General features: G+C 30.5%; 21 protein-coding genes. 5 read left to right on the top strand and 16 right to left on the bottom strand.

Annotated elements, in window-relative coordinates; all coding sequences use genetic code 11:
- The 5 genes from C8D80_RS04935 to C8D80_RS04955 all read left to right on the top strand — a co-directional run.
- Nucleotides 1–377, top strand: a 377-nt coding sequence (locus C8D80_RS04935; RefSeq protein WP_133608020.1) for a T9SS type B sorting domain-containing protein, incomplete at its 5' end; no start/stop codon positions are given.
- A gap of 105 nt (nt 378–482) precedes the next feature.
- Nucleotides 483–3,320: an AsmA family protein gene (locus C8D80_RS04940; RefSeq protein WP_133608022.1), complete on the top strand. Its 2,838-nt coding sequence runs from the start codon at nt 483–485 to the stop codon at nt 3,318–3,320.
- 49 nt (nt 3,321–3,369) lie between these two features.
- Nucleotides 3,370–4,419: a DUF6340 family protein gene (locus tag C8D80_RS04945; RefSeq protein WP_133608024.1), complete on the top strand. Its 1,050-nt coding sequence runs from the start codon at nt 3,370–3,372 to the stop codon at nt 4,417–4,419.
- 96 nt (nt 4,420–4,515) lie between these two features.
- On the top strand, nt 4,516–6,273 hold the full coding sequence (locus tag C8D80_RS04950) for an aromatic amino acid hydroxylase (protein WP_133609420.1): 1,758 nt from the start codon (nt 4,516–4,518) through the stop codon (nt 6,271–6,273).
- A 68-nt stretch (nt 6,274–6,341) separates the two neighbouring features.
- Nucleotides 6,342–6,650 carry a rhodanese-like domain-containing protein gene (locus tag C8D80_RS04955; RefSeq protein ID WP_133608026.1) on the top strand — a complete coding sequence of 103 codons (309 nt, stop codon included), beginning with the start codon at nt 6,342–6,344 and terminating at the stop codon, nt 6,648–6,650.
- Between the two features lie 31 nt (nt 6,651–6,681).
- Here the strand turns inward: C8D80_RS04955 and C8D80_RS04960 are convergent, their stop codons facing one another.
- From C8D80_RS04960 to C8D80_RS05035, 16 genes are all read right to left on the bottom strand, one after another.
- Nucleotides 6,682–8,349 carry a hypothetical protein gene (locus C8D80_RS04960; protein WP_133608028.1) on the bottom strand — a complete coding sequence of 556 codons (1,668 nt, stop codon included), beginning with the start codon at nt 8,347–8,349 and terminating at the stop codon, nt 6,682–6,684.
- A 6-nt stretch (nt 8,350–8,355) separates the two neighbouring features.
- The gene (locus C8D80_RS04965; protein WP_133608030.1) at nt 8,356–9,288 is read right to left on the bottom strand and encodes an OmpA family protein; all 933 of its coding nucleotides are present in this window, start codon (nt 9,286–9,288) and stop codon (nt 8,356–8,358) included.
- A 2-nt stretch (nt 9,289–9,290) separates the two neighbouring features.
- Nucleotides 9,291–11,690, bottom strand: a complete 2,400-nt coding sequence (locus tag C8D80_RS04970; RefSeq protein WP_133608032.1) for an ELWxxDGT repeat protein — start codon at nt 11,688–11,690, stop codon at nt 9,291–9,293.
- A 74-nt stretch (nt 11,691–11,764) separates the two neighbouring features.
- Nucleotides 11,765–12,412 carry a response regulator gene (locus C8D80_RS04975; protein ID WP_317125872.1) on the bottom strand — a complete coding sequence of 216 codons (648 nt, stop codon included), beginning with the start codon at nt 12,410–12,412 and terminating at the stop codon, nt 11,765–11,767.
- Nucleotides 12,413–12,414: 2 nt separating this feature from the next.
- Nucleotides 12,415–14,301: a tetratricopeptide repeat-containing sensor histidine kinase gene (locus C8D80_RS04980; RefSeq protein ID WP_133608036.1), complete on the bottom strand. Its 1,887-nt coding sequence runs from the start codon at nt 14,299–14,301 to the stop codon at nt 12,415–12,417.
- 39 nt (nt 14,302–14,340) lie between these two features.
- Complete coding sequence (locus C8D80_RS04985) at nt 14,341–14,523, bottom strand: hypothetical protein (protein WP_133608038.1); 183 nt, start codon at nt 14,521–14,523, stop codon at nt 14,341–14,343.
- 138 nt (nt 14,524–14,661) lie between these two features.
- Nucleotides 14,662–15,468 carry a hypothetical protein gene (locus C8D80_RS04990; protein ID WP_133608040.1) on the bottom strand — a complete coding sequence of 269 codons (807 nt, stop codon included), beginning with the start codon at nt 15,466–15,468 and terminating at the stop codon, nt 14,662–14,664.
- A gap of 4 nt (nt 15,469–15,472) precedes the next feature.
- Nucleotides 15,473–16,798: a hypothetical protein gene (locus C8D80_RS04995; protein WP_133608042.1), complete on the bottom strand. Its 1,326-nt coding sequence runs from the start codon at nt 16,796–16,798 to the stop codon at nt 15,473–15,475.
- A 94-nt stretch (nt 16,799–16,892) separates the two neighbouring features.
- The gene (locus C8D80_RS05000) at nt 16,893–18,245 is read right to left on the bottom strand and encodes a hypothetical protein (protein WP_133608044.1); all 1,353 of its coding nucleotides are present in this window, start codon (nt 18,243–18,245) and stop codon (nt 16,893–16,895) included.
- Nucleotides 18,246–18,256: 11 nt separating this feature from the next.
- Nucleotides 18,257–18,958, bottom strand: a complete 702-nt coding sequence (locus C8D80_RS05005; protein WP_211341869.1) for a hypothetical protein — start codon at nt 18,956–18,958, stop codon at nt 18,257–18,259.
- 100 nt (nt 18,959–19,058) lie between these two features.
- Nucleotides 19,059–19,706: a response regulator gene (locus tag C8D80_RS05010; RefSeq protein WP_133608048.1), complete on the bottom strand. Its 648-nt coding sequence runs from the start codon at nt 19,704–19,706 to the stop codon at nt 19,059–19,061.
- A 3-nt stretch (nt 19,707–19,709) separates the two neighbouring features.
- On the bottom strand, nt 19,710–21,587 hold the full coding sequence (locus C8D80_RS05015) for a tetratricopeptide repeat-containing sensor histidine kinase (RefSeq protein WP_133608050.1): 1,878 nt from the start codon (nt 21,585–21,587) through the stop codon (nt 19,710–19,712).
- Between the two features lie 31 nt (nt 21,588–21,618).
- Entirely contained in the window at nt 21,619–21,891 is a 273-nt protein-coding gene (locus C8D80_RS05020; protein ID WP_133608052.1) for a hypothetical protein, read from the bottom strand.
- Between the two features lie 71 nt (nt 21,892–21,962).
- Nucleotides 21,963–22,610 (bottom strand): DUF4230 domain-containing protein, encoded by a 648-nt coding sequence (locus tag C8D80_RS05025; protein WP_133609422.1) that lies wholly within the window; start codon nt 22,608–22,610, stop codon nt 21,963–21,965.
- A gap of 77 nt (nt 22,611–22,687) precedes the next feature.
- Nucleotides 22,688–24,766 carry an OmpA family protein gene (locus tag C8D80_RS05030; protein WP_133608053.1) on the bottom strand — a complete coding sequence of 693 codons (2,079 nt, stop codon included), beginning with the start codon at nt 24,764–24,766 and terminating at the stop codon, nt 22,688–22,690.
- 78 nt (nt 24,767–24,844) lie between these two features.
- Nucleotides 24,845–26,014 carry a GNAT family N-acetyltransferase gene (locus C8D80_RS05035; RefSeq protein ID WP_249038409.1) on the bottom strand — a complete coding sequence of 390 codons (1,170 nt, stop codon included), beginning with the start codon at nt 26,012–26,014 and terminating at the stop codon, nt 24,845–24,847.
- Between the last annotated feature and the right edge of the window lie 3 nt (nt 26,015–26,017).

Raw genomic sequence — 26,017 nt, forward strand, 5'->3', positions numbered from 1 at the left:
GTCCACTACAGTCTTCTAATGTGTTTACAGGAGTAAGTGCTGGGGAACATTTAGTAACTGTTGTTGATACAGAAGGATGTACATTTATGACACAATTAGTAACCATAATCGACTACCCAAATTACTTCACACCGAATGGAGATGGTATCAATGATATATGGAATATCAGAGGATTAAACCAACCAGGAGCTAAGTTATACATTTTTGACCGCTATGGTAAATTAATAAAACAACTAAGCGCTACAGACGATAGCGAGGGTTGGGATGGAACATATAATCAAGAATTACTTCCATCAACCGATTACTGGTTCTCATTAGATTACATGGAAAATGGTGTGGCGAAACAGTTTAAAGCGCATTTTACGATGAAACGTTAATAAAAAAAGAGTTAGTCGCAACTAGCTCTTTTTTTTTACAAATATTTTAAATCTTACAAATAATAATTTGTAGTAATTTTGCCATATCTCGATACAGCTATAAAAATGGAAAAATCAAAGAAAACAATTCTCTCAAAAATTTTAAAAATAACAGGAATAACTTTTGCAATCTCTTTGCTTGCTTTTGTATTATTACCTATAATTTTTGCCGATACTATTACTGAAAAAGTAAAAGTGTTAGCCAATAAAAATTTAGAAGGAGAACTAAACTTTAACGATTCCGAATTATCATTTTTTAAACACTTTCCTTCCTTAACTTTAACCTTACACGAATTAAATCTTAACGGATCAAAACCATATCAAAACAAATCTTTAGTTTCAGCTAAAGAAATTAGTTTTGGAATTGACGTTTGGAGCGTTGTTTTTGGAAGTCAAACACAAATCGAAGAAATTTATATTGATAATGCTAAAATCAATATTTTGGTTAATCAGAAAGGAGACGCTAATTATAACATTTACAAATCAAATTCAAAAGACACCACAACTTCCTCTGAAAGTGCTTCTTTAAAGTTAGAAAACATACAAATCAGCAACAGTCAATTAGTCTATAATGATAAATCTACAAAGATTTCAATTGAAGCAAAAGGTTTCAATTATAAAGGCAAAGGCGACTTACAAGCATCGAATTTCAACTTAAAAACTTCGGCAAAAATTGACAGCTTAAGCTTTGCTTATGACAAAAAAGAATACTTGAAAAACAAGAAAGTAAAAGCCGATTTAATTACAAAAATCAATACCAACTCGCTTTCGTTTGTTTTTGAAAAGAATGATTTAGTCATCAACAAATTACCTGTTGAATTTACTGGGTTGTTCGATTTCTTGAAAAACGGCTACCAGATGGATTTCAAATTAAAAACGGAAGACAGTAATCTTGACGATTTATTCACGGCTTTACCTGCTGAATATGTTTCATGGATGACTGAAACCAAAATGAAAGGAAAAACTTCTGCTTTCTTAACTTTGAAAGGAAAATATATTGCTTCGGAAAACTTGAGTCCCGAATTAAATTTCAATATAAAAGTACGAGATGGTTATGTAAAACACACGAAAGCGCCTTATCCGGTTGAGAATATTTTCTTGAATTTCGATACAAAATTACCAAATTTAGACATCAATCAACTTAAAGTGCGATTAGACTCTTTGTACTTTGATGTCAATAAGAATAATTTAAGTGCGATTTTAATTTCGGATGGTTTTGGAAAAAAGATAACCATCGACTCAAAAGTGAAATCGAAATTAGATTTGGCTTTTTTGAGTAATGCGCTTCAAATTCCGAATTTAAAATTAGCTGGAAATTTAGATGCAGACATTGTTTCCAAAGGAAATTACAGCAAAGAAGATAAAAAATTCCCTATTACAAAAGGAAATTTTGAAATCAAAAAAGGATTAATTCAAACCTCTTATTATCCGAAACCGATTCAGAATATTAATTTAAAAGCTAATTTGAATAGTCCAACGGGTAATTTCAAAGATGCTTCTTTTATACTTTCACCAGCGAATTTCACTTTTGAAGGCGAACCTTTTAACTTAAATGCTTCGTTTAAAAATTTTGATGATATTAATTACGATGTAAAAGCGAAAGGAACTTTAAACGTTGCTCGAATTTACAAAGTTTTCTCGCAAAAAGGATTGGATGTAGATGGTTTCATCAAAGCTGATTTGAGTTTGGCAGGAAAACAAAGTGATGCTTCCAACGGAAGAATTGGCAACTTAAAAAATAGCGGAACTCTTGAAGTAAAAAACATTAAAACCACAAGTGATTATTTAGCAAAACCATTTTTAATAGAAAACGGATTATTCACGTTCAATCAAGACAAGATGAATTTTTCTAATTTCAATGGAAAATATGGAACGTCAGATATTTCAATGAATGGAAATTTAGAAAACGTAATCAATTTTGTCCTTTCAGAAAATCAAATTTTAAAAGGAAGCTTCAATCTTACATCGAATTTCTTAAACATAAACGAATTTATTCCAACTACAACTTATGAAACTGACGAAGAAACTGAAAAAACAGAAGTTTCAGGAGTAGTTGAAATTCCAACCAATTTGAATGTTGCTATCCAAACTAATGCTGCAAAAACAAAATACGACGATGTTACTATTGAAAATTTAAGAGGAAATATACTCATTAAAAACGGAACCTTACAACTTTCAAACGGAACGCTTGATATCATTGGAGCAACTGCAAAAATGGATGCATTTTATAAAAACGAAGGCACTCAAAAAGCTTATTTTGATTATAAAATTAATGCTTCCGAATTTGATATTAAACGCGCTTACAACGAAATTAAAATGTTTCGAGAAATCGTAACGGCTGCCGAAAGTGCCGAAGGAATTGTTGGTTTAAATTATTCGATAAAAGGTGTTTTAAACAATCAAATGGAACCTGTAATGCCGTCATTAGAAGGAAGCGGAACACTTTCTGTAAAGAAAGTAAAAATGAAAGGCTTTAAATTATTAAATGTAGTTTCATCTAAAACCGAAAATCCTGATATTAAAGATCCAGATATCTCTAAAGTAGATATAAAAACTACTATCAAGAACAACATCGTAACTATTGAACGTTTCAAATTTAAAGTAGCTGGTTTTAGATTGCGTTTCGAAGGACAAACCAGTTTAGACGGAAAATTAAACTTAAAAATGCGAATTGGATTACCACCTTTAGGTATTTTAGGAATTCCAATTAAAGTTTTGGGAACACAAGAAAATCCGGATATCAAATTAGGTAGAAAATCAGAAGATTTAGAAGAAACAGAATATGTTGATGGTGTAACTCCTATTAATACAACAGTTCCTACTACTACAACTCCTACTCCAACGATTCAGAATGATAGTGTTCCAAAAATTGAACCAACTGTTCCAATAGAAAAAGTGGAGTAAAAATATTGAAGTGTTATTTTTATTTCTATTTTTAAACAAAATTGAAATTATGAATAAAAATTACCTCCAAATACTAGTTGTTTCAATTCTACTAACACTATTTGTATCGTGCAGTTCTACCAATGGATTAACACTTCCTGTTACAGAACCAGCACCTGTTTTATTAAACAAACAGACTTCTAAAATTGGAATCGTAAACAGAAGTTTACCTGATAAAAAATATGAAGTTTTTGATGCGGTTGATAAAATTTTGTCTGCTGAAGGAAAAAACTTAGATAAATTAGGAAGCTATACGGCTATTGAAAATTTAAAAAGCGAACTTCTGAAAAACAATAAAATTCAAAGTGTTACTTTAATCGACACTTTGGAATCAAAAAAATACGGAATAGACCAGTTCACTAGTGAATTGTCTTGGGAAAAAGTAAACGAAATTTGCAAAGCCAACAACTTAGATGCCATTTACGAACTTTCTTATTTTGACACCGATTCTAAAATAAGTTATAGAACCATTAAAAGCGAAGCTAAAAACGCATTTGGGCTTACAATTCCAGTAATCGAACACGAAGCTACTGTTACTACTTTAATCAAATCAGGTTGGAGAATATATGACAATAATGATAAAGCAATTGTTGATGTATATTATTCTAATAATACGATTCAATTAAATGGAAGAGGAATTAATCCGCTTAAAGCCTTTGAAACTGTAAAGTCAAGAAAAGATGCAGTACTTTCGGTTGCTAAAGATATTGGCGCTAATTATGCTTCTCAAATTATGCCTTATCGCATAAGAGTAAATAGAGATTACTACGTAAAAGGAACTCAAAACTTTGAAATTGCAAAACGAAGAGCTCAAGCAGGACAATGGGATAGTGCTGCTGAATTATGGCTTTTAGAAACAAAAAATCGCGACCCAAAAATTGCCGGAAGAGCTTGCTACAATATGGGAATCATTAATGAAATTAATGGAAATCTTGATGCTGCGATAGAATGGACAACTAAATCTTACACCGATTATGGTGATAAAATTGCATTACGCTACATCAATATCCTTAAAAACCGAAAAGCAAAAAACGAACAACTAATCAGAGAAACGAATTAGTATTGTTTAAATAAAAAACAAACTATCAAATTCTTAAAAAACTTTCCTGCTTTCTGAAAAATTCGTAATTTTACCTCAAACATGACAAGTAAAATTATGGAAACGCATTTTGAAAGCAATCCGCTGATTGACAGATTACCTAAGCATTTAAAACAATTCATTAAACCTCAAGTTTATGATGATTACACTCCAATAAACCAAGCGGTTTGGCGTTATGTAATGCGCAAAAATGTGTCTTATCTTTCAAAAGTAGCGCATAATTCCTATCTAGAAGGTTTAGAAAAAACGGGGTTAGAAATCGATAACATTCCAAACATGTATGGAATGAATCGTATTTTAAAAGAAATTGGTTGGGCTGCAGTTGCCGTTGACGGATTTATTCCACCCAATGCTTTTATGGAATTCCAAGCGTATAATGTTTTAGTTATTGCTTGTGATATTCGTCAATTAGAACACATAGAATATACACCGGCTCCAGATATTATTCACGAAGGCGCTGGACATGCTCCTATTATTGCTAATCCAGAATATGCAGAATATTTAAGACGTTTTGGTGAAATTGGTTGTAAAGCCATTTCCTCTTCTCGTGATTATGAATTATACGAAGCCATTCGTTTGCTTTCTATTTTGAAAGAAGCAGAAGATACTCCTGAATCTGAAATTAAAAAAGCGGAAGAGCAAGTTGATTTCTTACAGAATAATATGGGCGAATTATCAGAAATGTCGCGCATTAGAAATTTACATTGGTGGACAGTTGAATATGGCTTGATTGGAACGGTTGAAAACCCAAAAATTTATGGTGCAGGACTACTTTCTTCGATTGGAGAAAGTGCTTGGTGTATGACCGATAACGTGAAGAAAATCCCTTATGATATTTCAGCGGCAGACCAAAGTTTTGACATTACAAAACCTCAACCACAATTATATGTTACTCCTGATTTTGCTAAATTAAGTTCAGTTTTAGAAGAATTTGCTAATACTATGGCTTTGAGAACAGGAGGATTATCTGGAGTTCAAAAATTAATCAGTTCAAAATCATTAGGAACAATTGAATTGAGTACCGGAATTCAAATTTCAGGAGTTTTTACTAATGTAATTGAAAATGAAGGAAAACCTGTATATGTTCAAACAACAGGAAAAACGGCGCTTTCTTACAGAGAAAAAGAATTAGTAGGTCACGGAACAGAATATCATGCAGAAGGTTTTGGTTCGCCAATTGGAAAACTAAAAGGCATCAACTTGGCTATTGAGGAAATGAGTCCGAGAGATTTACGTGCGTATGACATTTACGAAGGCGAACAAGTTACTTTAGAATTTGAAGGAAATATCAAAGTCACAGGAGAAATCATCACAGGTTCTCGTAATTTACAAGGTGAAATTTTATTGATTAAATTCAAAAACTGTACGGTTACACATAACGATACTGTTCTTTTCCAACCAGAGTGGGGAATTTATGATATGGCTGTGGGTAAAAAAGTAATTTCTGCTTTTTCAGGACCTGCAGATGTGAATAGTTTTGACATGATTAATCACGTTCCATCATCGCAAACTATTAAACAGAAAAAATCTGTTGAAAGAGAAGAATTAGAAAAACTTTATGCAAGTATTCGTAATATAAGAGAAGGAAAACCTGCGACTACCACTTTAAAAGAAGCATTTGCTTCCGTTTCTGCAGGACATCCTAACGATTGGTTGTTATCAGTTGAGATCGCTGAATTAGCTAAAAAAGAAGGAAATTCAGATTTAGTAGATAAAGCTTTAAATCATTTAGAAAAAGTAAAAAGTAATCGCCCAGAAGTTGCACATTTGATTGACAATGGATTGGAATTAATTTTTGAGAAAGCTAATGCTTAACCTAAGTAACTTTTGTTACTGAATAGATTCACAATCGCCTTTATCTTTGTCAAAAAAAAGAAACAATTATGGGAATATTAGATTTTTTAGGATTAGGAAATAAAACGAACGAAGTTCAAGAATACGTTCAAAAAGGAGCTATCATTTTAGATGTAAGAACACTTGAAGAATATAGAGACGGACACATCAAAGGTTCAAAAAATATTGCCTTACAAGTTTTAAATGGAAACATTGAAACCATCAAAAAATGGAATAAACCAGTAATTGCATGTTGCCGTTCAGGAATGCGAAGTGGTCAAGCGACTTCTATTTTAAAACAACACGGAATTGATTGCATCAATGGTGGTGGTTGGCAAAGTTTAGAAAGTAAATTATAAAAAGAAAGTCCCGATTTAATCGGGACTTTCTTTATTCTATTTTTTTAAAATTCATTCCGTCATGATATTTTTTATTATAACGAAAATGAAACATTTCTAGTTTACGCATTGTTAATTTAGCACTTTCAAACCTTCTTTTTTCAATTTCTGAGAGTGGTTCATAACCATTCCAAATATCTACACCTTGATTAAAAAATACATCATTATATCCTTTTAATCTCCAACTTACTGCAGCCAAATAGTTATAAGCAGACCAAGCATAATTTAAATCAACAGCTTTTTTAAAATAAATGAAGCAATTTATTTCTGGTTCATTTGTTTCTCCCGCAGCAACCATTAAACCGTAGGCATTTAACGCAGATGGTTCATTTTCTTGTACTGCTTGATAAATCAAATCTTTAGCTTTACTACTGCTGTGAGGACTGTAACTAAAACCCTTTGGACTATATTTACCACAAGAGAAGCATTCATAAGATCCTTTACACTCTTTTGAAGCATTAAATTTCCCTATTTCATTTCCATCGATAAACTTAAAAACATCAAATAATTCTAACACTTCAATAAAAGAAAGCCCTTTTATTCTTGCGATATAAACAAAATCTTGATACTCAAATTTTTTAAACTCTTTTGATTTCTTTTTTAAAAAATCAAGCATGACTTGATTTCTATAGACATAATTATTAAAACTTTCATTTTGTTCGTAATATGCTTGTGTTGGACAATTTAATTGTTTTAAAAAATAACTCTCTGCAATATCCTCTTTTTTATCTTTTAAAGCTTGTTTAGCGATAACAACATACGGTGAATTATCAAAATTTATTTTGCCAATTCCTATTTTAAAAGCTTCAGAATAGTCTTTTTCCAAACTCAAAAAATAATTCCTAACTTCAACTTTTCTTTTTAAGAATTCTTTAGGATTATTACAGTAATTTAATTCTGAAAATGTTGGATCATCATTTATTGGTTTAACAAAAACACTATGTTCATAACGCATGCCATTAAAAAAAATAGGCATCACCTCGATGAGTAAAAACCTGTTAAGCTCCTCTTTTTTATCAGGATACATTTTTTTTAATTTTTCAATTGAACTAAAAGCTGTCAATGGAAATTCCTTAAAAGTATAAACATAATAAAGCAATTCACCATAATCAGTTGTATTGATTTCATTATTGAATTTTTCAACATAACCCGCTAATTCAAAGGCTTTAGCTCTAAGAATCCTTTTTCCGTTTGAATTATTATCAGAATCATTAACAAACGAGAAAGAACCTAATAAATTGACTAATGCATCACCTTCTTCAACACCAAAGCCCATAATTTCGGGGATATTTTGTCTAATATATTCATTTTCTCTTTTATCATCTTCAATCCTGATTCTCTTCCATTCTTCTCTCTTTAATCTATCTCGTTCTTCTCTATCTCTTGCTTCTGCAGCTAGCTTTACACGATATGCAATATCATCTTTTTGTTTTTGACTCATCATGTAAGGAAAACTTTTACCTGGTGCATAACTACCAGTTGATCCTTGCTTACTATTAATATTAGCTCTATGTGATGCATTATTAATATTAATACGATCCTGGCGCATTTGCTCCAATTTATAAGTATTAGAAGAATGATAAGCATCTCCATATTGGGCAAAAACACCTTTAAAAGAGAGCATTAAAATCAAAAATGAAATAAATTTACAATAATTCATAACCGCTTATTTTACAATAATAAACTCCACACGTCTATTTTTTTGTCTTCCTTCAAAAGTATCGTTTGAATCTACAGGTTTTTCTTCACCAAATCCTATTGCTGTCATTCTAGTTTCTTCAATTCCATTGGTAACTAAATAACTCATAACTGATTTCGCTCTAGCGTCTGATAATTTTTGATTTGCGGCATCGCTTCCAACATTATCGGTATGACCTGAAATATCAATTTTCTTATCTTTATTACGTTTTAAATAACCTACCAATTCATTTAATTCTGAAAAAGAAGATTCTAAAATCACAGCACTGTTAGTGTCAAAAAGTACATTTCTCAATACCACAGGTTGGTCTTCCACAATTTTTAATTTTACTTCTTGACATTCGTAGAATTTAATTCTATCTAAACCAAAATCATTTCCGTCCCAATCAGGATTTTGACTCACAATTCTAATTTCAATTTCTTCTGTTCCTTCTGAGTTCCAAAGGACAAAAAACTGTTCCCATTTGTTTAATTTTTTTGGACATTTAAAAGGCACATCTAACAATTTTCCATTAATAGAAAATTGTAATACAGCCGGTGGTCCTGTCTTCACATTTAAAGTACTAGTCCAACAAGAGAAAAAATAAGTGGTATTCTTTTTAACTGAAATCTTTTGAGACCAAACCGTCATATTTTCTCCGTTTGCACCATCAACCGTCATGAAGTTTCCTTCTCCTTTTCCTTTAAAATAAATAGGTGAAAACTTGTAAGCATCATCGGTAATTCTGTAATTACCTGCTCCCGCCAACTCTTCTTCATTGTAATCGGAATCAAAAGGCGTGCTTCCTTCTTCAAAATCTCCGTTTTTTACTAAGTTTTGTTCACTTGTAATTAGTCCTTCTGGACATTGTGAAAATACTGCCGATGTGGCCAATATCATCAAATAAATTACTTTTCTCATGCTTATTGAATTATGATTTTTTTAGTACTAACTTGATTTCCTTTTTGAATTTGAAGTAAGTAAACTCCTTTTTCAAGATTGGTATTTTGATTCACCTCATCAATAGAAAATTCTTTGATGGATTGACCTAATAAATTATAAATTATAGCTCTACTTCCGATAAAACTATCTGGAACTTGAATCGTGAAATTACCATTTGATGGATTTGGATAAACCATAAAATCATTCGCGTTTTCAAATTGATTACTAGATAACAATTCTTCATTTACCACGATGAAAGGTGAAAAACTCGAAACATTGTTAGTTTGCAAAGTATAAGGTCCGCTACCAGAAAGGGCGCTTGTTAACATGTCCCAACCAGAACCATTGTAGTGACCAATTTTTGCAGTATTTCTATTAAAGTTTGCTAATTCTTGAGAAGCATTCCATCTAAAAGTTAAAGCCACATCGCTTCCTCCTTGAGTTGTTTCGCCTATATGCCAAGTTGTATTTACCGCTTTTTCAGTTATTGCAGTTCCTTGCGTTTCTCCAACATAATTTGAAGCAACTCCATTTTCAACTCTTACACTAAATGTATCTGAAGTGCCATTATTTAAAATTCCAGTTTCATGAAATGAAGTTCCAGTTCCTATTGGTAACAAAACCGTTCCTCTTGAAGCATTCATTTTTTCAATAGTAACTTTTCCAGTTCCATTAGTAACAACATGACTTGTACTTGAGCCCACTAAAGATGAATTAGCTCCTTTTAAATTTAAATTATTTGTATTTAAAGTTATTTTAGCATTGTTGTTCATTAATGCATAGCCATACAAATCTAAATTTCCTGTTACTAAATTTACATTCCCATTTATCATGGCATTTTTAGCATAAGCATTAGCATTCACATTTACATTTTGACCTACTGGAATAGTAACTTCATCTGTTATTCCTGGCTTTAACATACTATTCCAATTGTTCTTATTATTCCAATCGTTACTTACACTTCCGTTAAAAGTAAAATCTCCTGTGTATTGATATAAATAGTGTGAATTATTATTATTCCCTTTTCCAAAAAAATACAATTTATCATTTAACTCAAAAAACGCATTTGGATTACTACTAAAAGGCGTTCCAGATATAACTGTTGGTTCTAAATCCAACGCTAATTCGGTGTTTACTGTTAATCCATCACTTCTCCAAACTTCTGCATTTGCAGGCGTTCCAATATTCGCCGATCTAAACCACAATGCCCCTTTATAAGTTGTTAAATTTTGTGCATAACTCAGATTAGAAAAAACTTGAGAACTTCCTTCAACAGTTCCATTAGATTTATATAATTGTTGCGTTGCATTACTCCCTGTAAAATTTACAAACCATATATTTTCTGAATCCGTTGTTGAGTAACCTGCATCGCTAATTCCGTTGGTAACATTTGGAATAACTTCAATTGTTCCTGCAATTGTTCCATCGGTTCTCCAAAGCGCATTGTTTGTTCCGTTATTTGCAATGAAATAACAATATTGACCAGCAATTTTCAAATGTAATCCCATTGCTTGGGTGGTTAATGAATTCCCGCTTGGATTAATGTTTTTCAACATAAAAGTTCCAGCTGCAGTTCCATCACTAACATATGGTTCGTAGCCATCAACCGTGTTATGAGCAAAGAAAATTACTTTATCGCCTAACTTTGCCATATCTTGATTTACAATATAGAAAGGTTCTGCTACAGAAATTTGTTCTGTACCAACCGTTGTGCCATTTGTTTTCCACAATTTACTTTCAAAACCTACACTTTGCGCAATAAACAAAGTAGTACTTGGTATTTTACAAAATCCTGACGTTTGACTACTTCCAGTTCCAACTTTTACATCTTTCAACATCATTGTTCCAGCAGCTGTACCATCTGTTTTCCATAATTCTTTTCCATTAGTACTATCATAAGCTGAAAAGTAAAGTATGTTTCCATCAACTGAATAATTTTTTTTATGTGTAGAAACACTATAATAAACACCTACATTTGTTGACCCAGGCGCAGTTTCAAAAGCATAAACTAAAGTTGTTCCTGCTACTGTTCCATCTGACTTCCATATTTTATCTGTTGAAGCTATAGATGGAGTAAATGTTATATCACTAGTAATGACATAAACAAAATCTTGTGCAGGAATTATCGTTGAAATATTAGTAGTTCCTCCTAAAGTAGAAATTCCAATTGTACCTGCGGTTGTTCCATCAGTAACGCAAAGCATATTGCTTCCTGTACCAGCGTAAAATATTTTACCATTCCATTTAGCATAATTCAAATCGGCTTTATCTGAATTACCAGTTGGCTTTAGTGAAGATGTAACATCTTTTATCACAAGAGGATTTTGTGCATTTATTATTACCCCTGATAATAATAAAAATAAAGTGTAGAATTTTTTCATGATTCGTGATTTTTAATACAACAAAGTTGCTTCAAAATCCATCACAAAGAAATAAGCCGTTTGGCGTATTTTAATTAAATGAGTTTATTCTGTTTTGCTTTTTGTAGCATTTCAATTCGATTGTGTGCTTGTAGTTTTCGGTAGATATTTTCGATATGTTTTTTTACTGTTGAAGTAGATAAAAATAAATTATCGGCAATATCCTTATTTTTCAACCCTTTGCTTAAATGCTCTAGAACTTCTATTTCACGAGTAGAAAGTTCAACTAATTCCTTTTCAGTTTCAGTTTCGAAAGGAATTGGATTTTTCAATAATTTTAAAGTCTTCATAGCAATTGAAGGCGACATAGCTGCACCACCCGCTAAGGTTTCTATAATAGCTTCATAGATTTTTTCTGCTTTGGTCTCTTTTAACAAATAACCATCGGCTCCAGCTTTAATTGCATTAAACACATTATCATCGTTATCAAAAACGGTAATCATTACAATTTTAATTTGCGGATATTTCGATTTGATGATTTCGGTTGCTTTAATTCCGTTCATGACTGGCATTTCGATATCCATTAGAATTAAATCTACCACATGATTTTTCTCTAAAATAGCGATGGCTTCTTCTCCGTTTTGAGCCGTATCTTTAATCACAATATCTGAAAAATTAGACAGTTTTTCTTCTAATGTTTTTTGCAGAAAGAAATTGTCTTCCACTAAAATTACTTTTATCATAATTACAATTTAACCGTAATGGAATAATTAGTTCCTTTTGCTTCATTAGATTCAACTTGCAAACTTCCGTTTACTTCTTGAACTCGATTTTGGATATTGGTTAACCCAAATGATTTTTTCTTTTTGGATTCGTAATCAAAACCAATTCCGTTATCTGAAATTTTAATTTGCAATTTGTTTTCTATTTGAGAAATTGAAACCGAAATATCTTTTGCATTAGCGTGTTTAATGGCATTATTTACAATTTCTTGAAGAATACGATATAAATTAATGGCTTGTTTTGAAGACAACTGAACATCATTCTGAATATCAAAATCAAACTGAAAACGAATAGTATCTACCGATTCTCCTGCATCTTTTATAAAATTAAGCATTCTAGATTTTAATTCAGACAAACTCAATTGTTTAGAATTTAAAACCCAAATTGTGTCACGCAACTCGGAAATGGATTTGTTGGCGAAATTAGTAAGTGTGTCTATTTTTTTGTCAATAGCATCATCAAACTGAACCGAAGAGCTTTTTAAATTATCTAAAATCGAAATGATAAATGTTAATTGCGATCCCACATTATCATGCAATTCTCTGGAAATATCCAAACGTTGTTCCTGAATTTTATAATTAGATTGTTCTTCTAATAATTTATTTTCTAATTCTAATTGTTCTTTTTGCAATTTGGCTTTAGCTCTAAAATTTCTAAACAAAATAAAACCAATGATTACAAAACTTGAAATTAAGAGTAACCAAATGTTTTTTTGCTTCACCTCAGCTTGTTGTTGCAAAATTTGCTTTTCTTTTTTTTCGGTTTGGTATTTAACATCCAACTCTTTTACATCTTTGTTGTTCTTCTCATTAATTAATGAATCCTTTTGTTTTAAATACAATTTATGAAAATGCAAAGCTTGCTTGTAATCATTTTTTGATTCATTTAAATAGGAAAGAAGTCGAAAACTCTCTGTCAATTCTCTTTTATTATTTGCTTCAATTGCATACTGCTTAGCTTTGATGATGTTTTCTTCGGCTAACTCGAATTTTTTTAAACCAATGTAAATATTTGCGATATTGTTATAACTAAAAATTAATCCGTTTAAGTCTTTCAATTGTGTTCGTATATCAATTGATTTTTTTAGGTAATTTACCCCTTGAATTGTGTCACCTTTATCTTCGATATAAACGCTACCAATGTTGTTATACACAAAACTTAAATTTTCTAAGTTATTTGTTTTAATGGAAATTTTCTCCGCTTTTTTATAATTGTCAAGTGCATTGTTAGCATCATACTGATTGAAGTAACAATTTCCAACATTAATGTAAGCACCCGCAATTTGCTCATCATCTTTTAAATTAAGAAAAACTTGCAACGCTTTATTTGCATACTCTAAAGCTTCTTTCTGTTTGTCTTGATTTGAGAAAACAACACCGATGTTTTTATAAATTAAACCTGATTGATGGTTGAATTTGTTTTTTTCGGTAATCTTTAATGCTTCAAAATAATTAATCAAAGCGTTTTTGTTATCGCTTTGCCATAAAAACAAATTTCCTTTATTCATTGTTGACAACGCAACTTGTTTCAGATTATTCGCTTTTTTATAATAGCTAATAGACAATTCGATACTTTTTAAAGCTAAATCTCTTTTTAAAAAGTTATTGTAATGATTAAATTTTACTCGATGATATAACCCAAACAATGAATCAACATCTTGCGCTTTAAGTTTTGGCTCTAATGATTCAATTGATTTTAAAGACGTTTGTTCGTTCTCGAATTTTTTCTTACCCAACAAACTTAATTCTTCAAATAACTTTTTATTTTCTTTTGAAAAATCATTGCCCTCTTGTCCAAATGAATGAGAAACAAGAAAAAACAGTATAAGAATTTGATATATTTTAATCATTTTGTAGAATTTAATTTAAAAGTAATAAAATTTCATAAATTATTTAAAATATTTATGAAAGACTAACTTGTGCAAATCGCAAACTTGTTTAAAAATCTGATTTACATGGCCTGATTGCTCTAAAATAGTAATCTTCTTATCTTCAATTAGGTCATTCCTTTTTTTGAATTCCTCAATTTTTTGCTGAATTTCCATTGATTTTTCTCTATAATCTTCTTCCATTTTAAAAAATTTGAAAGTTAAAACTATCACTATTAAAACAACTGGAACCAGAATAAAATACAAATTTTCCATATTCATCTATTTTTAGACAAAAATGGAAAATCGTAACAAGGCAAACAATTAGCCGAAAAGCGTATTTTAATTTGAGATAAATTCAGAGTATGTACTTTTTATTATAATCTCCGAATTCACATACGGATTTTGAGCATTTGAAATGATTATTTTCGTTGGATTTCCTTCTGCATCATATTCGTATTGATAAAATGTTGGCGCTTCGTTATCTTTTTGTTCGGAAATTACATTTCGCTTTTCGTCGTACTGATAAACTACTTTACTTTTTAAATCGAAAATCTGATAATTTCCTTCTATTAATAATCCGTTTTTATAAATTTCGATTGCCAAATTTGCTTCTTTCTTGGCATCTTTGTAATACGAAGTTTTGGTATAACTATCGTCAGACGTGTAATTAGAATATTCGGTAATTTCAGAAAAACCAGTTTCTTTTTCTCTACAAACTGATTTCATCAATCGATTCTGCTTGTCATATGAATATTTCGTTTCCGAAAACAATCTCCCTTGCACAAATTCTTGGGATTTGGTTAATCGCAATTCTTTATCATAGAAAAATAAGGTTTTATCTTGTGTTTCGCTTTGTAGATAATAAGTATATTTTACTTTTAAATTTCCATCGATGTTATAATTACACTCGGTAACTTCTTTTGCATTTCCTAAATCAACCACCATTGTATCTAAATAGGTATTATAAAAAACATAAGTTTCCGTTTTTATCCATTCCTTTTCATTGGTTTCCGAATTAAAACCATAAATTTCTTTTTGAATGGTTTGTGTTTTTGGTGACCAATTAAAATGCGACGTACGAAATTGTTCTTGCGCTTGTACACTCAAACCCAATAAAACAATAATTGAAATTAATAAACTTTTCATTCTGTTACTTTTTAAATAATGGATATAATCTTCCCGCTTCTGAAGTTTCAACATTTTGAATTTGGTAAGTTGTGCCATCAAATGATTTTACAATCAAATGATTTGGATTTTCGTCATCATAGATAGAAAAATTACTGCTTTGTAAATACTTCCCATCTTGGTAAAACGAAATTTTAAACTTGTTATCTTTTACCCAAAATATTCTTGTTGGCGATATCAATTTTATAGCATCATGCCATTCGTGTTTTGAAAAATCGTCCAAATAAAAATCTTTCACAAAATGCACGGATTGATCTACTTCATTAAAAATTACTAAACTGGAATGTTCTGGTGTATCTACTAATTGTACTACTTTTTCAAAATTATTATCATACGAATCTTGGATTTCGATTACATTATCTTCGCCTTTTAAAACCGATAAATAATCTTTTCTTGAATACACTACTTTTTGATATTGTTGCATCAAAGAATCTTTCTCTCTGAACAATTTATCGTGTTTTTTAACGAAGTCTAAATCCAATGATGCACTTCCTGAAGTAGTTCCATCAGCATACGTAATTTTAATAAATGTAAACGAATTATCTTCTGGCTCTGCTTGACTCAACTTTGCAATTTTGATTCGGTTATTTTTGGCGTCGAATTCGTAATTAAAATCAATTCGAGAACTGTCGTCATAAACCTGTGATAATACATTTTTATTCTTATCATAAGTGTAAGTAATAATTGAATTAAAATCACCAGAAACTAATTCTTTGCGTGTAACAATACTGTTTTCAAAGTATTCTTTTGTAAAATCAGCTCCTGTTCCATCGCCATCTTTTTGAATTTTTACATAACTACTTTTCCCTTTGTAATCTTGATAAATAGTCACTTTTACCACTTCATTTTTTACATCTTTTTGAATTTCTTTGATTAGATTTCCCGTTCTATCATATTCGAAATAAGTGGTTGATATACCTTGAATAATCATTTTTACCAACTTCCCTTTTTCGTACTGAAATAAAAATTTCATTGGGTAACCAAAATTTCCTTCCAATGGTTTATAATTGATTTCTTTAAGCGTGAAATCTGAATTATAACTATACGTGTATTCTCCAATTAATCTTTTATCACCAAAATAAGATTCAAGTGTTTGCTTTTGGAAAAAAGTGCTTTTGATTTCGGTTGTATAGGTGTTTTCTCTAACAAATTCTTTTGTTTCAATATTAAATTTATAAAGCGATTCTTCCACTTTTACCACATCATCAGAATAACCAAAATCGGAAGTTCTAAATTGTTGCTGGGCAAAAATATTAGCAAACCAAAAGAGAAAAAGAATAGTAAATTTCATATGTAGATAATTATTTGTTTTTAAAAGGTCATATGTAATCGCCTATCTTCATTGGTGTTGCTTACGCAACTTGTTGTTAGTGGCGATTTCATGTTTAATTATTTAAAAATTCCAATGGATAAAATGTTTCAAAACCTTTTGAATTCAAATCGCGAATGATGTATTTGTCAATTCCTGCTTCTTGTACAATGAAATCATCATCTTTTTTTGTTTTCACCAATTTGTACAAAGATGAATCTAAGATTACTCCGTTTTGAATCACAAAAAACTCTGGTGCTTCTGAAAATATCCAATACATTCCTGTAGGCGAAGACAATTCTTCCATTTCATACCATTCTCCAACTCTTACTTCATCGTTAAAAAAGTTTTTTAGTAATACTGATTTTTTATACAAAATGTCATAAACCAAAATGTCATTTTTACTTCTAACGGCATCTACGCTATTTGTAATTTCTTCCTCTTTTGAATCTTTTATTGTAAAAGAATTATCTTGATTTTTCTTAATCTTATAGGTTGATTTTAATAACGCTTGCAAATCGGCTAAAGCTTTATTTAATTCTTCGTCAGAAGCGCCATGAAAAGATGTGCTCACGTCATAAGAAGCTGAATTTGAATCATACTTTTTAACATAATTTACATCAAAATCTGCTTTTCCTGCAGTTTTACCGTTTGAATATGTAACCTTTGCAAATGTGAAATAGTTAACTTTATCATCAGTATCAAAATCGAGTTGTTGAATTTGCGAACGCACAATATTTCCTTTGCTGTCGTATTCATAACAATTTTTAAAAACCTTATCATCTCTTGTATATTGCGTTTTATTTCTATTTTTATCGTATTGATAGGTTTCGGTTAAAGTTGAATATTTAGTCGTGTTTTTTTCTGAAATCAACAACCCATTCTTGATTATTTGCTCATTAACTTGATCTTCTTCATTGTTAGCATATTTGATTGATTTTTTAGTATATGAATTTGGTGAATTGTAATTAGCATAAGTAATTTTTTCAACCATTGCATCTTTTTCATATACTGTTTCTTTACTCAAATTTCCTTTGGCATCATATTCAAATACACTTTTTTTAGCAGCATCCCTTTTTTCAGCTATTTTACCATTTTTGTGAACGAAGTTTTCAGTGAATTCACCCAATTGTGTTTTAATATGAATCGACTGCAGTAATCCATTTGTATAATTAAATGTATTAGTTGCTTCCATATACATGAAATAATTGGATAGGTTTTCGATTTTTGTCACCAAACCTTTCTCTATATAAATGGTTCTGGTATTTGATAACTTATATTTATTTAATCCGAAATCAAAATAGAATTCTTTCTCTTCGTATTTTGTTACATCAGCAGATAAATTAAAATCTGAAGCTTTATATTTTGCGATTTGAGCATTCGTAAAATTGATTACCAATACTGCTATTAAAGTGATTATTTTTTTCATTTTTATATTTTTTAGAAGTTATATTGAACACCAAAGCCTACGTGGTTGCTTTTAAAAGATGAAGTTCCTCCGCCAGCATTTTTCCAAGAATATTTCCCAAAATCGAAAACTGCATTACACGACCATTTTTCTGAATCGGATTGGAAAATTTGTGGTTGAAAACCCCAGCCGAAGTATTTCATGGTGCGTTTTACCGTTTCGTCTTGAAATCCAATTCCGGCATAATCTGTTTCTAGAATTTTACCTGCTCCAACACCGTAATCAAAATGTAAACTATTAAAAACTGAATAAATACCTATATAAACAGGAATTTCAACTAAAAAAGGCAAACCTTCTGGAAGTAATTGTTCTAATCCATCTTCAATATTTCCGTCGTATGAAAGTGGATAAACTCTTAGCTTTGCACTTGTAACAGCAACTTTTAATTCGGTACTTCTGTCGGCTGCTAAAAAGTTAGCCCAATCTCGACCAAGAACAGCCGCTCCTTTAATACCGAATTTGGTGTTTTTGTTGTAATTTAGATGATAAGAACCTTCTAAACTGGCAAATAATTGCATCGCTTTTCCTTTGTCTGCTACTTCGCCTAAATCGTCTCCAGGTTTTGAGAACGACATTCCCGTATTGAATTTTACGGCTAATTTGTCTAATTGCGCAGTTGCATTTTGAAAAGCAAAAGCCAAAATAAGTATTGAAAATAATTGCATTTTTTTCATAATAATCTTCAGAATTAGTGAAACATTTTTTGTTCTTAATTATGAAGTAAAATTATGCGGTAGCAATACGTAAAGAAATACGTAGAAATTCGTATATTGATTAAATCAACTTATTATTTTTTGCTTTTTGAATGGCTTCTAATTTATTGTGGACTTGAAGTTTAGTATAAATATTCTCCACATGTTTACGAATAGTTCCTGGTGAAAGAAACAAATTTTCGGCAATTGCATTGTATTTTAATCCTTTGCTTAATTGTTCCAACACTTCAATTTCTCTAGTAGTTAAACTGATTTCTTCTTTAGCTATTGAATCATCAAAAACTAAAGGCTCTCGTAATAGTTTAAGTGTTTTTAATGCAATTGAAGGCGTCATTCCTGCGCCACCTGATAAGGTTTCTTGAATGCCATTGTACAATTCTTGTGGATTCACTTCTTTCAGAAAATAACCGTCTGCTCCGGCTTTTATGGCTTTGAAAATATTCTCATCATTATCAAAAACCGTTAGCATAATGATTTTGATTTGCGGAAACTTTGATTTGATAATTGCCGTTGCTTCAATACCATCCATTTTTGGCATTTCGATATCCATTAGAATTAAATCGAGATTGTGATTTTTTTCTAACTTTTCAATGATATCTTGACCGTGAATGGCTTTCATTCGCACCTCAACATCAGCAAAAAAACTCAATTTATCTTGTATCGTTTTTTGCAGAAATGTATTATCGTCAACTATGGCAATTCGAATCATGGATTATTTGTTTAGTGAAATTGTAATTTGAGTTCCTTTTGTAAGTTCTGATTGGATTTTGAAAATACCCCCAATTTCTTCGATACGCTTTTGCATGTTTACAATTCCGTTTCCAAAATCAATTGTTTCCAAATCGAAACCTTTTCCGTTGTCTGAAATATCAATTACAATTCCGTTTTCATTTGGTTGTACTTGAACTGAAACTTCCGTTGCATCGGCATATTTAATGGCGTTATTTACCGCTTCCTGAATCGTTCTATACAAATTAACACCTTCTAAAGATGAAAATTTACTGTTTTTCAAACTATCATCAACCAAAAATTTAAATGCTGTGTTTTCTTTAGCCGATTGCGCTTTTTCAATAAAATTATAAATTCTGGAACTTAAATCGTCAAACGTAAATTCATTAGCATTCATAGCCCAAATCGTATCGCGAAGTTCTACAATTGTGGTTTTCGTAAAATCGCTAATCTTGGTCAAATGATTTTTAATGGAATTCTCCATCGTTGGAAAACCGAATTTTAAATTCTCAACCGAAGAAATAATAAATGTCAATTGTGCACCAATGTTATCATGTAAATCTCTTGAAATCGCCAAACGTTGTTCGTGTAATTTATTTTGATTTTCGATTTGGGTAATAGCTGATTGCAATTCAAATTCTTGCTTTTGTTGCACATTTTTCAGGCGTTGTTGACGGTAAATTAAAAATCCAACAATCGCAATGAAAAAAGCTAACAAGGAAAGAATAATTATGGTTGTGGTTTTCTTTTTAGCTTCTGCTTCTTTTTGTAACAGTTGTTTTTCTTTTTCGGCTGTTTGGTATTTGGTATTGATTTCTTCAACTGCTTTTAAGTTGTCAATATTCAATAAAGAATCTTTTGTTTTTGAATATAATTTATGATAATCGTAAGCTTTTTTAAAATCTTTTTTTGCCGAATTAATCAGCGCATAAGTATCATAAACATTGATTAATTCTTCCAAATTTCCCGATTTAGAAGCCAATTCAAAAGCTTTATCATTGTAACTCAACGCTAAATCGTATTTTCTAATATCTAAATAAACCGCTGCAATATTGTTGTATTGAATAATCAAATCGTTTTGGTTATTCATTTGTTTTTTTATGGCTAAAGCGTCTAATAAATAATCGATTCCTTTGATTGTATCTTGTAAATCGTTGATGTAAACAGAACCAATGTTATTATACAATTTGGCAATAGTTTGATTGTCATTTGTTTCTTTAGACAATTTCAAAGCTTTATTATAATTCAACAAAGCATTTTGAGGTTGGTAATCGTCAAAATAACAATTTCCGATATTGACATAAGTTGCCGCAATATCTTTTTTTGATTTTAATTGATTAAAAATGTCCAAAGCTTTATTGTTGTAAGCCAAAGCTTCTTTAGTTTTTCCTTGTGAATAATAAACGAGTCCTATGTTCTTGTACAAAGCTGCAATTTCGTTTTTATATCCTTTCTTTTCAGCAATTGCTAAAGCATTGACATATTCTTGAGTTGCTTTTTTGGTTTCTCCCTTTTGATACAAAACACCGCCTTTATTCATCATTGATTTTATAATTCCCAATGAATTATTAGCGTTTTTGTAAAAAGCGATGGATTTGTCTAAACTTTTTAAAGCTACATCATGTTCTAATTGACTGATTAAAAATTTAGCCTGAATTCTATAAAAATATCCTTTAATTGTATCGTTTGAACTATTATCGATTATCAATTGTAAAGAATCGATAGACGATTTATTTTTTGAATCGTTCAAGTAATTGATGTCGTCTATTTTTTTTAGAAATTGGTAGGTAGCATTCGGTTCTTTTTGTGCATTTGCAAAATGAAAACATAACGCTAAGATTACAACTAAACATTTATTCATCTCTTGGATTTTATATACTAAAAATACAAATTTATTTCTTTGTAAGTAACTCAAATATTCTTTTTTGCAATACAAAAATTTCTTCACCTAATTTCTTCATATCCGATTTATAATTGGATTGAAAATCAGTTGAAATAGAAGCTTTTTGATTTAATATTTCCTGCTTACTTGACAAGTTTTTGAAAATATCTTTTAGTTGCTTCATCTTCAAATAATGCATTTGCTTAATTCTTTTATTTGCAATTATGAGCTTAATCGCTAAAAGCGATAATAAAACAAGAACTAGTATTATTAATTTATCCATAAAAAAAGTCATTAAATCAATTACAAATTTGACTTAATGACTTGGTTTTTTCAATACGAATAAATGCGTATTTAATCGATTATTTTTAATTCTAAATCTTTATCGTTTTTTACTACATTTCCTTTGTAAGATAACGTCCAACCTAAAGAGTTTGTTACGATCAACATTTTAGAAAGCTCGCTCAATAATCTATTTTGAGCATTAGTTTTTAGCGTAGATTTTTCAATTTTTTTAGCCAAATTTGCTCTTGCAATTTTATTTATCTTATTGTAATCTTCACCTGTAAATTCGTTAAAAGTAGAAGATTCAGTGTCATAATATTTAAAATCGGGACTAATCTTTATTTCTTCTTTTGGAATATTGGTAATGGTTAACATTTTATTTTTTGCATCAATATCATACGTTACTTTGCTCAAATCAAAACCAACCGTAACATCTGCATTTATAACAACCAATGCTTTTTTATCGAAAGACAACCCTGGAATATAAGTTTCTTTTTTGTCTTTATACGTTAAAACTTCGGCAAAATGTCCTTCGGTTACTACTAATTTTCCAACATTTTTAATTTGAACTTGAATCAAATTGGTATCGTATTCAATTGTCGTTGTATTCGATTTTTTTGTAAAAAACTGATACCCCAAAAACCCAACGATCAAAAAAATCAACAAGTAAATTAACTTTCCCGAGCGGCCAATAGCTTGCACTAATGGAATGAGCATATTTTTTATTGCGGTTTCGGTAGAACTTGTTCGTGCCATGTTTTAAATTTTACACGAAGATAGAAAAGTTCCTCGAATTATTTTTCTAAAATCACAAACTCTACTCTTCTGTTTAATTGTTTTCCTTCTTCGGTTGTATTTGGCGCAATAAACTTGGTTTCTCCGTATCCTTTTGCTACAATTCTATCTGAAGAAATACCTTTTCCCAACAAGTATTTTTGAACTGAGTTTGCTCTGTTTTTAGACAATTCCATATTAGCAACATCAGAACCAACTGCATCTGTATGACCTGCAATTTCAATTTTGATATTTTTATTGTCTTTTAATAATCCGAATAAAATATCTAACTCAGCAAATGATTCTGATAATAAATCGTATTTTCCAGAATCGAAAAATATATTATTTAAACGAATAATCGCACCTTTTTCAATTGGTGTTAAATACAAATCCACTTCCATTTCTTTGTATTCTTTCAAATTAGATAAATCAACGTTTTGAGTGATGGCGTAATAGTTTTCTTTATCTGCCATGAAACTATAATTAAATCCGTAAGGCAATACAATTGAGTAACTTCCAGTTTTTGGATCAGAAATAGCTGTTCCAATCATTTTGTTGGTTTTTAAATTGTTGTATTCAATTTTAGCACTTAAAATTTCTTTGGTTTTAGCATCGTAAACTTTTCCTTTTACTAAGACAACCGGATCTTGCTTTACAGTGTTATCAACTTCCCAGATATCTCTTTGTTTTCCTATGTAGGCCTTATCTCCTTTAGCTGAAAGAAAAATACTTAATTCATATAATGGAGAATTGATAATATTACCTAAATTTTCAGGTATTGTCCAATTTGTCCAAGAATCATCTAATCGCTTGGTGACGAATAAATCAAACTGACCATATCCTGGATGTCCTTTACTTGCAAAATATAATGTTTTACCATCTGAAGCTAAGAACGGATTTGCCTCATCTTCAAAAGTATTAACAACATTACCCAAACTTTTAGGTTTAGAAAATGTTCCATCTTCTTTAACGAAACTAACATAGATGTCTTTTAATCCAAGCCCTTCAGGTCGTTCTACCGTCATTAATAAATTTTTATTATCGTTAGAAAGAAAATACCCAACATATCCATTTGTATTTATAAAATCCTCAATAACTACATCTTTCGGAATTTCCCATCCCGATTGTCCTTTTTGAGCAATTGAAACGCCACCTCCATTAGGTGAAACACCATCTGATGCATATTTATTTCCCAACAATAATGTATTATTATCAGGTGAAGATGAAATAACAAAATTGTTGTCGCGATTATTTAATGGTCGACCAATATTTTTAGCTTCTGACCAGTTTCCATTTTTATCTTTTACCGAATACCAAATATCGTCTTTAGGGCTTTCAACATTTAATGGATTTTCTTTTCTATCAAAATATAAGATAGTACCATCTGCCGAAATTACAGGATTTGCTTCTTCTATAGTTGGACTAGATACTGTTTCTGGCAATTTTACCATTTTCAAGTTTGGATTGAATTCTTCAACTACTTTGATTGAAAAAGGCTGTTCTGTTATTTTTAAATCTTCAACTTCAACAGTAACGCCAGCATCTACAATAAATCCAAACGAAGTGCCATAATACGAATTATCACCCGTTTGATGCTCTAAAACACCATTAACATATACCTTAAAAGTATTAGCTCTTTTCTCTACTTTTATCTTATTTTTTTTGCCTTTACCTCCTACATTTTTTGAGGCAGTCCATTTCTTACCATAATGAAATTCTTTACCGTAATAATGATAAATTTGTATTTGATTGTTTGCAGATAATTGCACAACTCTGTAATCAGAATTATCGCTATACATGCCCCAAACCAAACCATAAGTAGCATAATCATTTGGGGTTTTATCTAGAGTTATTGTAGCTTCAATATCAAAATCTACCACTTCGGTATTTTGAGTTATTGAAATGTAGCGCCACTTAGAATTAGTAGCATGCTTATTTTCTAAAATTAGTTTTCCGTCATCAACTTTTGAGTCGAATCCATCTCCATTATATGTCCATTTGTTAGTATCATCTTGAAATGTATCATTGAAAAGTGCTTTTTGAGCAAATCCAAAAGTTGTAACAAGAAAAAAAGTTAAAAGAGTAAAAGTAAATCGCATAATTGTAAAGATTTGATTGTATTAACTTTACAAATATAATTTAATCCTTTTTAGATTATATACGTAATATGCCGTATTTTATTTAAAAGGATGTCGCTGCTGCCAATGTAGTTCTGGCTCTAAATTTTTGAAGATTTTACCAATAAATTTGTTTACCAATTTATTATTGTGATAAATAAAACCCGACATTTGAACGGGTGTTGCTCCTACAGAACTCTTTATTTCCAGAGCCGTTCTTCCGAAAATAATCTTTTTGAATCCGTTTTCAATTCCATATTTCGTCATGTTGTACAACATATTCAAATACAGCATATTTTCTTTTTGAATGGTTTCATCGTAACCTAAGAAATACGTTTCTAAAGTAAACTCGTTTAGCAATAGCGTATGAAAACCAACTAATTTATCATTTAGAAAATAGCCAAAAATTTGAAAACGATTCTCACATTGTCCTTTCAAAGTTGAAAAATGATTTTTAGCTAAAAAGAACGTATTAAAAGGCGCATTTTTAGCAACATAATGATACAAATCGTAAATCGTATTTTCATGCTGAACCACTTCTTCGAAAGAAAGATTTTTAACGATTATTCCGTCATTCTTTTTTCGAGCCCTTTTAAATTGGTCACGATATTTCTTCGAAAGTGCGGCTACATAATCTTCTTCTGATTTCCATTTTTCATCTAAATAGAAAATCATATTGGGTTGAGTATTGAACTCGTACATGTTAGAAAAGCGAAATTTCTTCAGTTGAACTGAACAATTTTCGTAAAAATCTTTAAAGGAAACTAAGTGGATATTTATCCCTTTTTTCTTGAAGTATAATGTAATCTCTTCGGCACTTTGAATTAGAATATCACTAATACATTCAAAATCGATTTCTTTTGTAAAAACATAACCGTTTTGACCCGTAATCATGTTATTTCCAAGAAAAAGTGTGTGAGAAGCGAAATTTTTGAAGATAAAATTACGAATAGCAATTTTAAACGACTTATCTCTTTCTCCAAAAGATTCCAATTTATTCAAATCTAAATATTGAGCTAAAGAGACACCTATTAGTTCCGAATTTTCAAAAATACCAATATAAAAACACTCCATATTTACAGGAGCCGAGCGCTCAAGCACAGATAGATAAGGCGTTTGTAGAAAAACATTACTCTGAGCCACAATGTCCCAAAGTGCTGGTAATTCCTTAACTGAATTGTATATTTTAAATGAAATTCCGTCCAATGTAAAAGTAAAATCGCTCCACAAATG

It is taken from the genome of Flavobacterium cheniae (assembly GCF_004363695.1).
Lineage (GTDB): Bacteria > Bacteroidota > Bacteroidia > Flavobacteriales > Flavobacteriaceae > Flavobacterium > Flavobacterium cheniae.